Genomic DNA, 14,172 nt, shown 5'->3' on the forward strand with positions numbered 1-14,172 from the left:
GACCGCAAAGCATGGGGTGAGAGCAAGCGCCAAAGCGCTCACGCTCACCGACACCGGAGACACAGCATGTCCTCAAGCGCAGCAACCGCAGCGGCACAGCTGCCGCCGAACACCGACGGTATCTGGTACGCGTCGTATCCGCACGGCGTCCCGCACGAGATCGACGTCACACAATACGCGTCCCTCGTGCAGTTCTTCGACGAATGCACGACGCGCTTCGCCGAACGGGTCGCCTATGTGAGCGCAGGCGCATCGATGACCTACCGCACGCTCGCGCAGAAAGTCGACGCGTTCGCATCGTATCTGCAGAGCATGGGCGTGAAACCGGGCGACCGTGTCGCGATCATGCTGCCGAACACGTTCCAGTACCCGGTCGCACTGTTCGGCACGCTGAAGGTCGGCGCGATCGTCGTCAACGTCAATCCGCTCTACACCGTGCGTGAACTCGCGCATCAACTGAAGGACAGCGGCGCACAAACGATCGTCGTGTTCGAGAATTTCGCGCGCACGCTGCAGGACGCGCTGCCGGAAACGCAGGTGAAGAACATCGTCGTCACCGCGCTCGGCGACCTGCTCGCCGACGGCTTCAACGCCAAAGGACGCCTGATCAATTTCGTGCTGAAGCACGTGAAGAAGCTCGTGCCGGCCTACCACCTGCCACAGGCCGTGCGGCTGCGCTCTGCACTTGAACTCGGTGCGCGCAGCAAACCGCAGCCCGTCCCGATGACGCGCGACGATCTCGCATTCCTGCAATACACCGGCGGCACGACCGGCGTCGCGAAAGGCGCGATGCTCACGCACGGCAACCTGATCGCGAACCTGCTGCAGGCCAAGGCGTGGATCGCCGACCAGGTCTCGGGCGACGTCGAAACCGTGCTGACGCCGCTGCCGCTTTATCACATCTATTCGCTGACGGTGAACGCGTTCATCTTCATGGGGCTTGGCGGGCGCAACATCCTGATCGCGAACCCGCGCGACATGAAGATGGTGATGAAGATCATCCGCAACGAAACGTTCACCGGGATCACCGGCATCAACACGCTGTACAACGCGTTCCTCGACAACGAGGAATTCCGCAAGCGCGACTTCTCCAGGCTCAAGCTCGCGATGGCGGGCGGGATGGCGATGCAGCGCGCGGTCGCGGAGCGCTTCCAGCAGGTCACGGGCCGGCCGGTCGTCGAAGGCTACGGGCTCACCGAATGCTCGCCGATCGTCACGATGAACCCGGTGGACCTGAACGACATGGCCGCGTTCAGCGGCTCGATCGGCCTGCCCGCGCCGTCGACCGTCGTGCGCTTTCGCCGCGAGGACGGCACCTGGGCCGGCATCGGCGAGCCGGGCGAGCTGTGCGTGCACGGTCCGCAGGTGATGCGCGGCTACTGGCAGCGGCCCGACGAAACCGCGAAGGTGATCGACGCCGATGGCTGGCTCGGCACCGGCGACATCGGCGTGATGGACGAGCGCGGCTTCATCCGCCTCATCGACCGCAAGAAGGACATGATCCTCGTGTCGGGCTTCAACGTGTATCCGAACGAGATCGAGGAAGTGCTGGTCATGCATCCGGGCATCAGCGAAGCCGCCGCGATCGGTATTCCGGACGAAGTACAGGGCGAACGGATCAAGGTGTTCGTCGTGCGCCGCGACCCGACGCTCACGGTCGACGACGTGCTCGCGCACTGCCGCAAGAACCTCACCGGCTACAAGATGCCGAAGTTCGTCGAATTCCGCGACGCGCTGCCGCAGACCAACGTCGGCAAGATCCTGCGCCGCGCGCTGCGTGACGAGGAGCTCGCCAGGATCAACGCCGCGAAGCAACGCTGAACGCCCCATCGCTCCGGGAGACGCTGTCGATGAACGAAGGAAAGAACCGCCGCACGACTTATGCCGCCGCCGCTGCAGTCGCCTGCATGCTGTCGCTCGCACAGCCGGCCCTGCATGCGCAGGAGACAGCCGATGCCGCGAGCGCGACGCCGGCGGTCGCACTGCCGGCTGATCTCGCGAAAGTCGCGCGCGAGCCGGTCGCACAACAGGCGCGCTGGCTGCGCACGGCCGCACAGCGCGGCACGCTCGCGCAACTCGACGACGCGACGCTCACGGCGCTCTTCAAGTCGCTCGATCCGCTCGCCGTGCCGCTCTATATCCACAACGGTCCGAACGGCTATCCGTCGTACCAGTTCACGATGGTGCGCCAGGAGCGCATCAGCGGGAAATGGTCCGACACGCCCGACCGCATGCTCGTGAAGACCACCCGCGAGCCGCTGCGGGTTTATGCGAAATGGCTGCCGGGCAGCGCGCATGCCGGACAGGAGACGATCTACGACGCGACGCAGCGCAAGGACGAGATGTACGGCCATCTCGGCGGCCTGCTCGGCAAGATTCCGTTGTGGACGGCACTCGACGGCGCACTCGCGCGTGCCCAGTCGAATCACCAGGTGAAGGATCTCGGCACCGAGTTCATCACGAACCTGTACCTGACCGAAGGAAGGAAATACCAGGAGGCCGGCGTGCAGCGGCCGACCCAGGTGGAAGCGAAGACGATCGGCGGCGTGCGCGTGGTCGCGCTCACCTACGAGACGCCGACCGGCCGGCCGCAGTTCTACGCGAAAAAGGAAATCCTCGGGCTCGACCTGCACGCGCCCTACTTCCGGACCGTCGAGTCCTATGACAACGACGGCAAGATCTTCGAGCGGATCGTCATCGAGAAAATCGCGCCGGCGACGCTCGACGACACCGCTTTCGATCCGAAAAACCCCGACTACGCGTTCTGATCCCCGCCGGCGCCACGCACGTCGGGATCAGTCGTCGTCATCGTCGTCGTGATGCTTGCGCCAGTGCTTGTAATAATGCTTGCGCCACTTCCGGTAGCGGTCGTCGTCGTCGTCGCCGTAGTAGCCATATCCGTAACCCGGATAGGCCACCACGGCCGGCTGCGGCGCCACATAGACCGGCGCCGGCTCGGCATAGACCGGTACACCGATGCCCACCGACAGGTCGACGTGCCCCGCCATTGCACTGCCGGAAGCGAGCAACGCCACGCCCCCGACCCACACCGCCATTACCATCTTGTTCATGATCCGCGTCCCTGATCCGCCGGCCTGCCCGGCTCGCGCGACGAATGTAATCGCGACGCGCTCCGGCAGGTGCTACACCATTGCGAGAGTCGTAACGCGACGTAACGAAACGCACTAGCCATTTGACCGAATCGCGAAAATGCGCGCGAACGTCTATAGTGGGTTACGGTTCGACACAATCGCGACTGCGCGCTGCCGGAACGAACAGGGTAAAATCCCGCCAAACCCTTGGTGGGCGAACACGCCACACACACGCACAACATATTCTCTGACGCAGGCTCCTGCCGCACCTCAATGGCCAATCCCGCAGAATCCCATCCGCAAAACGACTTCATCAATGCGGCGCGCAAGGAACGTAAGCGCGTTGAAATCTATCTCGTCAACGGCATTCGTCTGACGGGGTGTATCGAGTCGTTCGACCAGTACCTGGTGATGCTGCGCACCCCCGTGGGTCTGCAAGGCATCTACAAGCGTGCGATTTCCACGATCCAGCTCGATACGGGCGGTTCGCGTCCGGGCGGCAGCGGCCCCCGCGGCCCGCGTACCGGCGGTCGGCCGGGCGGCCGCGAAGGCGGTGGCCACAGCCCGTATGGCTCGCACGGCGGCTCCCGCGAGTCGCGTGGCGACGGCGGCTACGGCTCGCGCGAGCCGCGCGAAGGCTACGGTGCCCCGCGCGAACCGCGCGAAGGCTACGGTGCGCCGCGTGAACCGCGCGAAGGCTATGGTGCCCCGCGCGAACCGCGCGAAAGCTACGGTGCGCCGCGCGATGGCGGCGACGCATCGGGCAACACGTCGTCGACCGGCAACGGTCCGGTCATCGTCACGCGCCGCCGGCGAATCGTGCCGGACGGCCAGTAACGCAAAAGGGCAAGCCAACCGGCTTGCCCTTTTTCCTGGTGGGTCGACGCGGCATGTCGCCGCACCGGCCGCCCCGTTGGCGCTCAGTGTGCCGTCGTCGGCAAACCCGCATCGGCCTCGCGCTGCAACGACCTCACCTGCTGCTGCAGTGCACGCAGTTGCGACTGAAGCTGCGCCTGTTGCGCCTGCAATGCCGCCGTTTCGTTGCGTACATTCTTCTGGCGATCCGCGACCGCTGCCTGCTGCTCGCGCGCGATCGAGATGTCGGCCTGCAGACGCCGCGCCCGCTCCTGCGTCACTTCGATCTGCCGGTCCATCTGCGTCTTCTGCGATTCCAGCTTCGCCGCGCGCAACTCGTTGACGGCCAGCCGTTCCGCCTGGCGCGAGAAATCGCGATAGATCGCTTCCGCACGCGTATCGTCGTAAGTCTTGATCACGCGCCAGAACGCCTTCTGCTGGAACAGCGCGACGAAATACGAACCGTCCTTCACGCTGAACAGCAGGCTCGCGCCGTAGCTCCCGTTGTAGCTGGTGCGCATTTCCGTCAGCGAATGCGCCTGGATCTGGCGCTGCAGTTCCTCGACCGTGCTCGGCCCGCTCGACTCACCCGCCTGCGGCTGCACCGACGCCTGAACCTGCTGATCGATCACCGGAATCGCTGCGACCTGCGCGGACGCCTGCTGTACCGCCGGCGACCCATCGCCGGCCAATCCCTGCGCGTACGTGACCTGCATGCCTCCCACCATCGCGAGCAACACACACGCCCGCCCCAACCCCGTCATATGGCTCATTAACTTTGATTCCCGCTCGTGTCGTTGTAATTCAGCGCGATTTTATCTCATTAATTACTCGCTATCGCGGGTCTCGGGCTCCTCGTCGAATATCTGATACTTGCGCATTTTTTCCCACAATACCTTGCGGCTGATGCCGAGCTGCTGCGCCGTATCCTGGCGTCGCCAACCGTTTGCGTCGAGCGCCGCGATCACGCGGCTGCGCTCGTTCATGTCCCATTTGCTGCGGTCGACCAACACTTCCGCCGCGCTCTCCGCCGGCACCGGTTGCGCCGAGTTGCGCGCATGCGCGACCAGTCGCTGCAGCCGCGCGGCGTCCCAGCCGCCCGTCTGCCGCACCGTCACGCCGACGCGCTCGGCAAGGTTGCGCAGCTCGCGCACGTTGCCGGGGAAATAGCTGTCCGCGACCGCGTCCGCCAGCCAATAAGGCAGGTCGGACAATCGCGCGAGCCGCTCGTCGCCGACCACCTCCGCGACGAACGACTTGAACAGCGCGATCTTGTCGACCGCGCCCCGCTCTTCCAGCGACGGGATGCTCAGCTCGATCACCGCCAGCCGATAGTAAAGGTCCGCGCGGAACAGGCCTTCCTTGACGAGTTGCGGCAGCTTCTTGTTGCTGGCCGCGACGAGACGGAAATCGACCTTGATCGGCGTCGTCGCGCCGACCCGCAGCACCGCGCCATCCTCGAGCACGCGCAGCAGCTTGACCTGCTGATACAACGGCAGGTCGCCGACTTCATCGAGGAACAGCGTGCCGCCCGCCGCTTGCTCGAAATAGCCTTTGTGCGCCACGACCGCGCCGGTGAACGAGCCTTTCGCGTGCCCGAAGAACAGCGACTCGAACAGGCCGTCCGGAATCGCGCCGCAGTTGACCGGCACGAATTCGCCCTGCCGGTAGCGCGAATGCTTTTGGTGCAGCAATTGCGCGATGCGCTCCTTGCCGACGCCGGTTTCGCCGTGCAGCAGCACGTTGGTATCGCAGTCGGCGAAGGTGTCGACTTCGTGCAGCAGCGCCTGCATCGACTCCGAGTGCGCGACGAGTTCGGACGGCTGCAGCGTTTCGGCCGCGTGCGCGTGCAGCTGCGTGACGAGCTTGCCGACCATCCCGCGCAGTTCCGCACACGTGAAGTCGAGCGGCAGGATATGCGAATAGTCGGGCGGATAGTGCGACGCGTCGTGGTCGCGCGCCGCGCCGACCCAGACGACCGGCATGCCGATGTTGGCCTGCCAGTCGCGCAGGAATGCCGCACCGGTTTCGATCATCGTCACGCTGATGATCGCCAGCGACGGCCGCAATGCGGCTCGCTCGGGCGAGATCTCCGCATTGTCGGCGCGGATCACCTCGACGTCGAAGCTTGCCATGCATCGGGCGACGCGATCGACGATGTCCGCCTTGCCTTCCCAGACGTACAGGTCGAGTTCTGCGATTGCGGGCGTGTTTCTCATGATTCAGGTACGGCTACGGTTATTGACGAATGATGCGGCATTGCAGGCCGGCGGCAGGTCATCGGCGGCGACGCTGCCCGCCCGCCTGCTGCAGCTGAACGCTGCGGTCTTCATTGCACGAGCATCGGATTGCCGCATTTGATCGAGTCCGGTGTATTTGTGACATAAGCGTTCCCCAGACTCAAGCCGAGCAAGCCGGTGACCGAGGTCAGCAGGGAATCGATCGGTTGTAGGAGGAGCGGAACGAGTGTAGCTCCCAGTGCGGACAAAATCGGCCCGAGCACGACATTCAGCACGGGAGTCACTACCAGGCCCAGCGCGTCCAGCAAGCCGCTATTCGCCGTCAACTGCACCGACAGGCCGCTGTTAAGCGCGCCTTGAACCGCGGGTGACAGCAACTGATCCGTTCCGGTGCTCAACATATACGGTGATGCCAGACTCCCGGGATAGGTAAACACCAACTGCGTCGGATTTTGATTGGCGACGGGAAGCGTCAACTGCCCGGGCGTCAGGTTGATGTTGACCGAGATCTGGGTCAGGTCGAGCACCCCGAACGTCAAGACTTTAACCAACGTTGTCAACCCGGAAACCAGCCCGCCGAGGTTCAACAGATTGAGCAGGCTCTGCAGGTTGACCGACACCAGCGTGAGCGGCGGTGCGCTACCGCTGGGCGTATAGGTGGTCGGGGCATTGAGATTGATCGGCGTATTCGCCGTCCCGCCGAGATACACGGCAACCACCCCGGTCTGCACGTTCACTGTCGCGCTTTTCGTGCCGTTCGCTGAACAGGTGACCGATGCGAGCCCGGCCTTCGCCGGCGCGACATACGCCGTGATCGGCAGTCGAACGGCCGTCAGTGGCGTCGCCTTGCCTGACGGGCAGGTCCCCCCAGGAAAAACCAGGGAACCGTTGGAGCACGTCGACAGCAGCGATATCGACGTGTCCAGGAACACGTTCCCTTGTGCAGTCGACGTGTTCGTCAGGCAATCGGACGTCCCGCAATTCGACGGTCCGGGCGGGCCGCTCGCCGTGGACGGCGGCGTCCCGGCAAGCGACACGGAGCCCGACACCGTCGCGTTCAGCAGCGGCGCGAGCGCGGTCGGCGTCTGGACCGTGATGCTCGGGATGGCGACGGCGTTCGTGCCGTTCGCGACCTGAAGCGCGGTCGACAACAATCCCAGCGCGTTGACGCTGGCGTCAACGGCAGAGCTGCCATTGGCGACCGCGGCGGAAACCAGCTGGTTGAGCGCGATCTGCGGGCCGCCGCAGACGCTGCCGGAACAGAGCGCAACGACGATCGCGTTCAGAACGTTCAGGTTCGCACCCAGCGGACTCTGCTGGGTCGCCGCCTGCACCACCGCGTTGGCCAACTGGCCAAGGGTCACGGTACCGTTCAGTACGGCCGTGTTGGAGCCGACCGGCAAATTGGCGAGAATGCCCGCCAGCTTCAGGTTGACTTGCGCCAGCCCCTGGTAATCGACAGCGCTCAGACTCAACGCGTTGGGCGACCCGGTCAGCGTCTGCAGCAACTGGTTGGCCAGCCCGCCATTCAACGTCGCGAGCGAGGTGGTCAGCGTAAAGGTATCGGTCGGCGTGCTCTTCGCAAGGGCCGACGCACTGATCGTCGTGCCGCTGCGGAAAAAGCCGGTCACCGGCTCGGAAACGCTCACGCACACGGCGTTGGCCGACTGGCCGCTGGCCGATCCGGCCGACAAGCCGCCGCATTGGCCGTTGAGCGGATCGCCGGCGGTCGGCGTAAACAGCGCGGCACCGCCACTGGATTGAGGCGCCGTCCACACGCCGCACGTGACGGAAACGGTCGCGTTTGCCGGTACGGAATTCGCCGACGGGTTCGCCACTTGCTGGGCTGCGAGCTTCGCCGCAGTGCAGGACGTATCCGCACTGACCTTCATGACCGACGACAGCGCGGCCAGGTCGGCAGCCGCCTGCATATGGCGTCGTTCGGAATAGAAGCGGCCGATATCGATCCCGCTCAGGACGATGACGGCAACCGCCAGCCAGATCGACGCCATGATCGCGATGGAGCCGCGCTGGCGCGGTCCCGGCGGTGCGCCGGGACCGCGTCGCCGGGCCGCCTGTGATTGGTCTGCGCGCATCGCCATGTCGCTTACTGCGCACCCTGCCCGCTACCCGACATGCCACCGGACGAACCGAGCTGCGTGCTCATCGACTCCGGAATCTTGTTCTTGAACGAATCGAGATAACGCTGGTAGACCAGCGACGCGACATCGCCGAGCACCGGTTGGGTCGGCGCTGCCGCACGGTTCTCGCCCTGCATCGTGAGCCAATCCCGGGTCGAGCGGCCAACGTCGGACGCGACCGGCGCCGTACCCTGCTGCTGCGCGTAGGCGGCGACGCTTCCCAGTGCCATGCAGGCGATCGCCCCCAGCACCGCAATCCGCCCCGCACGCATGCTCCGACGATCGTTGTTGTTCATGTCGTTCCCCCGTCTGTCTGTTCTGTTCATTGTGCAAACCGTTGCAGCAGCGGCACGGTCTGGTCATAGCCGAAATTGTTTGCCATCGGCGCGATCGGCGCGGTCGCGGCACGCCGCGCCACCACCGGCGGCGTCGCAACCGCACGCTGTTGCGCGTGTGCGGCAGCCGCAATTTTCGCGGCGTCGCTGCCGATGTCCTTGCGGATATCCGCCGGCACATGCTGCTGGCTCATCAACCGCTGTGCGTCCTGGGCGCGCCCGGCAGCGAGCAGGTACAGCGCGAGGTTGCTGACGATCTTCGGATTGCGCTGATCCAGTTCCGCCGCCTTCATCAACGGCACCCGCGCGCCGACCACATCGCCATTGCGCAATTTCGCATAGGCGAGATCGGACAGAAGCGACGCGTCAGTCGGCGCAAGGTCGGACGCCTGCGTCAGTGCCTGTACCGCCTGGCCGAAATCCCCGGCCGCGCCGGCGATCAGTCCAAGCCCCCGGTAACCGCGTGCGGCGAGCGGCGTCTTCAGCAACTGCGAATACGCTGCCGCGCCGGCAGCCGGCTGGTCGGTCATCCGCAGCGCGTCCGCGCGCAGCAGAATCGTGTCCGGCGACACACCGTAGGTCTTGTCGTAAGCATCGATGTGCGCGAGCGACGCGTAATAAAGGCCCTGCGCCTGCATTCGCTGGATCAGGCCGAGATACATCGCCGGCGTATCCGGCACCGCCTGCTTCTGGTCGGCCGCCTGAATCAGCGCTGCACGCTCGGTCTGCGCATTCACGCCGTACCCGCCATCCTTGGTCGCGCACGCGCCGAGCAGCAGCACCGCCGTCATCACGCCTGCGTGCCTCACCATTCCGCTGATCCGCTTCATCGTCTTTCCTTCCGTCCATCAATGATGATGCGCCGTCAGCGCACGCATCACGGCCAACAATCCCGGCCCGGCCGTCACGATCAGCAGCGCGGGCAGCAGCGTCACCACCATCACGCCGGTCATCTTCACGGTCAACCGGCCGATCCGGTCGCGCAGCATCGCGCGGCGCGTCTCGCGTAGCCGGTCACCGAATTGCTTCAGCGGCTCCTGCACCGCGCCTCCGTGCTTGTCGACCTGCACCATCAGCCGCGCGATCGCGCGCAAGTCCTCGTTGTCGAACCCGCTCGATAACCGTTGCATCGACTGCTCGCGCGTGCGGCCCGCCGCAAACTGACGCTGTGCGATCCCGACCTCCGACGACAGCACCGGCATCATCCCGCGGAAATCGTTCGTCACGACCTGCAGGCTTTGATCCAGCGACAACCCGACGCCCTGCAACAGGCGCAGCATGTCGACCAGTAACGGCAATTCATCGATGACGCGCTGGCGCCGCGCGGCGGCACGGCGCTGCAGGTAGAGTTTCGGCAACATGAAGCCGAACCCGAAAGCGGCGAACATGCCGATCATCCAGGATCCGCTCTTCATTCGTCCGCTCGCGAGTATCGCGAACAGCAGCGGCAACGCGATCCCGCACGCGATTCGCGCGATCAGGAACAGCCCGCGCGTACGCGCGTCGACGTACCCGCATTGCTCGAGCAGACGGCGATCCTCGTCCGCGACGATGTGCTTGCCGAAACCAGTCTCGAGCCAGCGCATCCCCGTCGCCGAAAATCGCGCAAGCATGCGTTCGATGCGCTCACGGCCGCGCGTGTCCGGTTTCACGGCCGGAGCCTCACCCGCCGCGGCTCGCGCCTTGGCCGCTTCCAGCGCTGCCATGCGCTGGTCGAGCGCATCGGCGAGCGCGCGTTCCGCACGCGACGCGGCGGTCGCACGCAGCAACGCGATCATGCCGAACAGCAGCACGCCGAGTGCGCCAAGCGCCAGCGCGATCGATCCGATCTGAGTTGCAGTCATCGCATCACCTGAGTCGAGCCATTCGATACAACCACACGCTACCCGCCACCTGCGCCAGGAACGCGAACATGAGGAGCATTCGTCCGCTCGGGTCGTTCCACATCCCTTCCAGGTACTTCGGATTCGTCATCACGACAAAGCTGCCGATCCCGATCGGCAGCATCACGAGCACGAACGCCGACAGTCGCGTCTCCGCCGACATCGCCGTCAATTCACGCTCCGCCTGCTCGAGGTCGCGCATGAACACGGCCATCCGTTCGAGCATGACATCCGCGCGTCCGCCATACTTGACCGACAACCGCAGCACCGAGCCGAGCAGTTCGAATTCCTCGGTCCGGTAGACCTTCGCAACATGAAGCATCGCGCGGTCGATCTCGACCCCCGTCCGCAACATCCGGGACACATGCTCGAGACAGCCCCGCAGCGGCTCCTCCGTCGTCAGCAGCGCAGCCTGGAATGCAGCCGGCACGCTGTTGCCAAGCGTCACCAGGCGCACGATCCCGTCGAGAAACGACGGAATCTGCCGGACGATTTTCAGGCGCCGCCGCTGGATTCGCGACGTGAGCCAGACGCCGAAGATCGCGCCTCCGCACGCAAGCGCCGCGAAACACCCGAGCGCGCCGCCGTGGCTGCCTGCGAATGCCGCCACCACGACGAGGGCGACCAGCGCGACGATCGCTTTGCCGCGCGCACCTTCGATCCCCGCGCGGCTCACGAGGTTGCTCAGATACTCGGTCGCCACCCCATACCACTGCGCCCAGAACGCGCCGGACGCCGCATTGCGCGCGACGCCGGGTGACGACACCGGCCGCGACGCGGCGGATGCCGCCGGTCGTGCGGCCGGCGCCGCCGTGCGTGCGCCGGGCTCGAGCCGACTGTCGATGAAGCGCTTGGCATCAGTCCGTACGCGCCGGGTTTCCGCATGTCGCCACAGCATCAGTGCCGATGCAACGCACATCATCGCGACCGCGAGCACCCAGATCATCGCGCTATACATTGAAGCCTCCGCCGCGGCCGAAACCGCCGCCGCCAAAGCCGCCGCCGAAACCGCCACCGCCCAGGCCGCTGTTCGTCAGCGTCTGGCGGAAGCGCGCGAGCTTCGGCGAATGCGGATGAATGCCGAGCGACTCCCAGTGATCGATTTCCTCGCCCTCCGGCGTCACGCGCGCTTCGTAGCGATACAGTTCCTGCGTCGCGATGATGTTGTCGGACAGTCCGGTCACTTCAGTGATCGAAAGAATCCGGCGCCGCCCGTTCGACAGCCGCCCGATCTGCACGATGAAGTCGATCGCGTTCGCGATCTGGCGACGCAGGCTCGATTCGGTACCCTGGAAACCCGCGAAGCCGGCAAGCATCTCGAGACGGTACAGGCACTCGCGCGGCGAGCTCGCGTGCACGGTCCCCATCGAGCCGTCGTGGCCCGTATTCATGGCCTGCAGCATCTCGAGCACTTCACCGCCGCGCACTTCGCCGACGATGATCCGGTCCGGGCGCATCCGCAACGTGTTGCGCAGCAGGTCGCGAATAGTCACGACGCCGGTGCCGTCGAACCCGCCCGGACGGCTTTCCAGCCGTACGACGTGCGGGTGGTTCAGCGACAGTTCGGCCGTGTCCTCGATCGTCACGACACGCTCGGCCTCCGGAATGTGGAATGCGAGTGCGTTGAGCAGCGAGGTCTTGCCCGAACTCGTGCCGCCCGACACGAGCACGTTGCAGCGCGCTTCGACCGCCGCCTCGAGCAGCGCGCCGATCTCTTCGTTGTACGTGCCGTTGCCGAGCAAGTCCGAAGGCTTGAGCGGATCCTTGCGGAATTTCCGGATCGACACGATCGGGCCATCGATCGACAGCGGCTCGATCACCACGTTCACGCGCCCGCCGTCGGGCAGCCGCGCGTCGACCATCGGGTTCGACTCGTCGAGACGGCGCCCGATCGGCGCAAGAATCCGGCGCACGATCCGCAGCAGGTGCGCATTGTCGGTAAACCGTACCGGCTGCTTCGCGAGGATCCCGTGACGCGACACGTACACGTCGTTGTAGCCGTTGATCAGGATGTCCTCGACGGCCGGATCCGCGAGCAGGTCCTCGATCGGCCCGAAGCCCGCGAGTTCCTTGGTCAGCGCCTCGGCGATCGCCCGCACCTCGGTTTCGTTGAGCGGAATGCGGCGCAGGCGCACGAAGCTGTCGATCTCGAGGTCGACGAACTGATTGATCGCCTGGCGGGACCACCGGCCGAACTCGGCGCCCAGTTCCTCGATGCGCGTCAGCAAGTGCTCGTGCGCGGCATTCTTGATGTCATGGAATTGCTGCGTCTGGGAGAACGGCGCTGCGCCGTCGGCGAATTGAATGTCGTGTGCCATCGGTTACGACCGCTTGGACGAGGGTTGAATGAAACGTTTGAGCGCGGACAGGCCCGGCGCGACGCGCGACGCGCCTGCCATGCCCGACACGCCGGGCAGCCGCGCGGCGAGGGATTCGAGCGCGCGCACGTACGGATCGCGTTCCGCCGCATCGACGATGAGCCGTCCCTGGTTCGCAGCATGGCCGATCGCGACGCGGCGCGCGGGCAAGGACCCGACCAACGCCAGACCGAGACGCTCGGCGATCTGCCCGGGCATCAGGCCCAGCGCGGGATCGTACTGGTTGACCACGAGCTTGACACGGTCGGTATCGACGCCTGCATCGCGCAGCCCGGTGAGCAGGTCGGCCGCGGACACGATCGACGCGACGCCCTGATCGCAGACGAGCCACGCCGCATCGGCCGACGCAGCGATCTGCGTGACGAACTCGCGGTTCGAGAACCCGCCGAGATCGACGACCTGCTGATCGAAAAACGCGCGAAGGCGGTTCAGCAAACCGATGCACGACGCATACGACACGTCGCGCAACCCGCCGAGATCCGGCGGCAGCGTCGTCAACGCGACGCCGCTCTGGTGCCGGGTCAGCGCGGTGTTCACGAAGGTGCGGTCGATGCGGCGCAGATTCTGCACGGCGTCGATGAAATGGAATTCGCAGCGCGTGTTCAGGAACAGTGCGCTATCGCCGGCGGGCAGCCCCAGATCGATCAGCGCTGTTTGACGGCCGGCCGGCGCGCCGCCCTCCGGAACACCCGCCGCGCCCGGGCCAAGCGCACGCTTCTGCAGCCACACGGCAAGATTGGCGGCAAGCGTGCTCACCCCCATGCCGGCGCGCGCCCCAAGCAACGCGACGACCTTGCCGTGGCGACTCGCCGGCTCGCTGACGTGCGACAACAATCCGCGCGTCGTGCGCAGCGCGTCCTCGGCCGATGCGGATACGTCGATGAAGTCGCGCACGCCGGCCCGCAGTGCGGCAAGCGCGCTCTCCGGCTGCGCGAGCGAGCCGAGCGCGACGATCGGCAGGCCCGGATGCGCGGCGCGTACCGTGGCGGCAGCGACGCTCGCTGCTTCGCCGCGTTCGGTGAAATCGATGAAGACGAGCGCCGGATTGAGTCCCGTGATGCGCTGAGCGAGCACGCCCGGCTCCAGCGACGCGGCCTCGACCGCACCGGCCGACACCAGGGTATCGGCCAGCCAGCGCATGTGCGCTTCCTTCTGCGAAGCACAAACGAAGTAGTCGGTCACGGCGGGTTCACACAATGATTGGATTCGTGCATTCATGTCGAACACCCCCGATTACGCAAGACGTGG

13 protein-coding genes are annotated in these 14,172 nt (G+C 65.7%); 3 read left to right on the plus strand and 10 right to left on the minus strand.

Annotated features, from left to right (window positions below):
• The first annotated feature begins 66 nt into the window (after positions 1–66).
• Positions 67–1,821: an AMP-binding protein gene (locus GEM_RS09455; protein ID WP_014897184.1), complete on the plus strand. Its 1,755-nt coding sequence runs from the start codon at positions 67–69 to the stop codon at positions 1,819–1,821.
• 29 nt (positions 1,822–1,850) lie between these two features.
• Positions 1,851–2,768 carry a DUF1571 domain-containing protein gene (locus GEM_RS09460; RefSeq protein ID WP_014897185.1) on the plus strand — a complete coding sequence of 306 codons (918 nt, stop codon included), beginning with the start codon at positions 1,851–1,853 and terminating at the stop codon, positions 2,766–2,768.
• Positions 2,769–2,795: 27 nt separating this feature from the next.
• Here GEM_RS09460 and GEM_RS09465 read toward each other — a convergent pair whose 3' ends face one another.
• Positions 2,796–3,071, minus strand: a complete 276-nt coding sequence (locus GEM_RS09465) for a hypothetical protein (RefSeq protein WP_014897186.1) — start codon at positions 3,069–3,071, stop codon at positions 2,796–2,798.
• Between the two features lie 294 nt (positions 3,072–3,365).
• Here GEM_RS09465 and hfq point away from each other — a divergent pair, with 294 nt between their 5' ends.
• Positions 3,366–3,929, plus strand: coding sequence for an RNA chaperone Hfq (hfq, locus tag GEM_RS09470; protein ID WP_014897187.1), 564 nt, complete (start codon positions 3,366–3,368; stop codon positions 3,927–3,929).
• A gap of 83 nt (positions 3,930–4,012) precedes the next feature.
• Here hfq and GEM_RS09475 read toward each other — a convergent pair whose 3' ends face one another.
• The 9 genes from GEM_RS09475 to GEM_RS09515 all read right to left on the minus strand — a co-directional run bounded on the left by GEM_RS09475 (position 4,013) and on the right by GEM_RS09515 (position 14,142).
• Complete coding sequence (locus GEM_RS09475) at positions 4,013–4,720, minus strand: DUF2968 domain-containing protein (protein WP_014897188.1); 708 nt, start codon at positions 4,718–4,720, stop codon at positions 4,013–4,015.
• 54 nt (positions 4,721–4,774) lie between these two features.
• The gene (locus GEM_RS09480; protein WP_014897189.1) at positions 4,775–6,166 is read right to left on the minus strand and encodes a sigma 54-interacting transcriptional regulator; all 1,392 of its coding nucleotides are present in this window, start codon (positions 6,164–6,166) and stop codon (positions 4,775–4,777) included.
• A 110-nt stretch (positions 6,167–6,276) separates the two neighbouring features.
• Positions 6,277–8,289, minus strand: coding sequence for a pilus assembly protein TadG-related protein (locus tag GEM_RS09485; protein WP_272148334.1), 2,013 nt, complete (start codon positions 8,287–8,289; stop codon positions 6,277–6,279).
• A gap of 5 nt (positions 8,290–8,294) precedes the next feature.
• Positions 8,295–8,624 carry a DUF3613 domain-containing protein gene (locus tag GEM_RS09490; protein WP_014897191.1) on the minus strand — a complete coding sequence of 110 codons (330 nt, stop codon included), beginning with the start codon at positions 8,622–8,624 and terminating at the stop codon, positions 8,295–8,297.
• A gap of 26 nt (positions 8,625–8,650) precedes the next feature.
• Positions 8,651–9,493 carry a tetratricopeptide repeat protein gene (locus GEM_RS09495; protein ID WP_014897192.1) on the minus strand — a complete coding sequence of 281 codons (843 nt, stop codon included), beginning with the start codon at positions 9,491–9,493 and terminating at the stop codon, positions 8,651–8,653.
• A gap of 18 nt (positions 9,494–9,511) precedes the next feature.
• Entirely contained in the window at positions 9,512–10,507 is a 996-nt protein-coding gene (locus GEM_RS09500) for a type II secretion system F family protein (RefSeq protein WP_014897193.1), read from the minus strand.
• 4 nt (positions 10,508–10,511) lie between these two features.
• Positions 10,512–11,504 (minus strand): type II secretion system F family protein, encoded by a 993-nt coding sequence (locus GEM_RS09505; RefSeq protein WP_014897194.1) that lies wholly within the window; start codon positions 11,502–11,504, stop codon positions 10,512–10,514.
• Entirely contained in the window at positions 11,497–12,864 is a 1,368-nt protein-coding gene (locus tag GEM_RS09510) for a CpaF family protein (protein ID WP_014897195.1), read from the minus strand. The genes GEM_RS09505 and GEM_RS09510 overlap by 8 nt, the downstream gene beginning before the upstream one ends.
• A 3-nt stretch (positions 12,865–12,867) precedes the next feature.
• Entirely contained in the window at positions 12,868–14,142 is a 1,275-nt protein-coding gene (locus GEM_RS09515) for a fimbrial protein (RefSeq protein WP_041490651.1), read from the minus strand.
• Positions 14,143–14,172 lie beyond the last annotated feature (30 nt).

This window comes from Burkholderia cepacia GG4 (genome assembly GCF_000292915.1).
GTDB classification, from domain to species: domain Bacteria; phylum Pseudomonadota; class Gammaproteobacteria; order Burkholderiales; family Burkholderiaceae; genus Burkholderia; species Burkholderia cepacia_D.

Bases quoted from the DNA above. Each gene is read 5' to 3' on its own strand.
- hfq (WP_014897187.1), top strand. From the start codon at position 3,366: ATGGCCAATCCCGCAGAATCCCATCCGCAAAACGACTTCATCAATGCG.
- GEM_RS09490 (WP_014897191.1), bottom strand. From the start codon at position 8,624: ATGAACAACAACGATCGTCGGAGCATGCGTGCGGGGCGGATTGCGGTG.
- GEM_RS09465 (WP_014897186.1), bottom strand. From the start codon at position 3,071: ATGAACAAGATGGTAATGGCGGTGTGGGTCGGGGGCGTGGCGTTGCTC.
- GEM_RS09515 (WP_041490651.1), bottom strand. From the start codon at position 14,142: ATGAATGCACGAATCCAATCATTGTGTGAACCCGCCGTGACCGACTAC.
- GEM_RS09460 (WP_014897185.1), top strand. From the start codon at position 1,851: ATGAACGAAGGAAAGAACCGCCGCACGACTTATGCCGCCGCCGCTGCA.
- GEM_RS09500 (WP_014897193.1), bottom strand. From the start codon at position 10,507: ATGACTGCAACTCAGATCGGATCGATCGCGCTGGCGCTTGGCGCACTC.
- GEM_RS09510 (WP_014897195.1), bottom strand. From the start codon at position 12,864: ATGGCACACGACATTCAATTCGCCGACGGCGCAGCGCCGTTCTCCCAG.
- GEM_RS09485 (WP_272148334.1), bottom strand. From the start codon at position 8,289: ATGGCGATGCGCGCAGACCAATCACAGGCGGCCCGGCGACGCGGTCCC.
- GEM_RS09505 (WP_014897194.1), bottom strand. From the start codon at position 11,504: ATGTATAGCGCGATGATCTGGGTGCTCGCGGTCGCGATGATGTGCGTT.
- GEM_RS09475 (WP_014897188.1), bottom strand. From the start codon at position 4,720: ATGAGCCATATGACGGGGTTGGGGCGGGCGTGTGTGTTGCTCGCGATG.
- GEM_RS09455 (WP_014897184.1), top strand. From the start codon at position 67: ATGTCCTCAAGCGCAGCAACCGCAGCGGCACAGCTGCCGCCGAACACC.
- GEM_RS09495 (WP_014897192.1), bottom strand. From the start codon at position 9,493: ATGAAGCGGATCAGCGGAATGGTGAGGCACGCAGGCGTGATGACGGCG.
- GEM_RS09480 (WP_014897189.1), bottom strand. From the start codon at position 6,166: ATGAGAAACACGCCCGCAATCGCAGAACTCGACCTGTACGTCTGGGAA.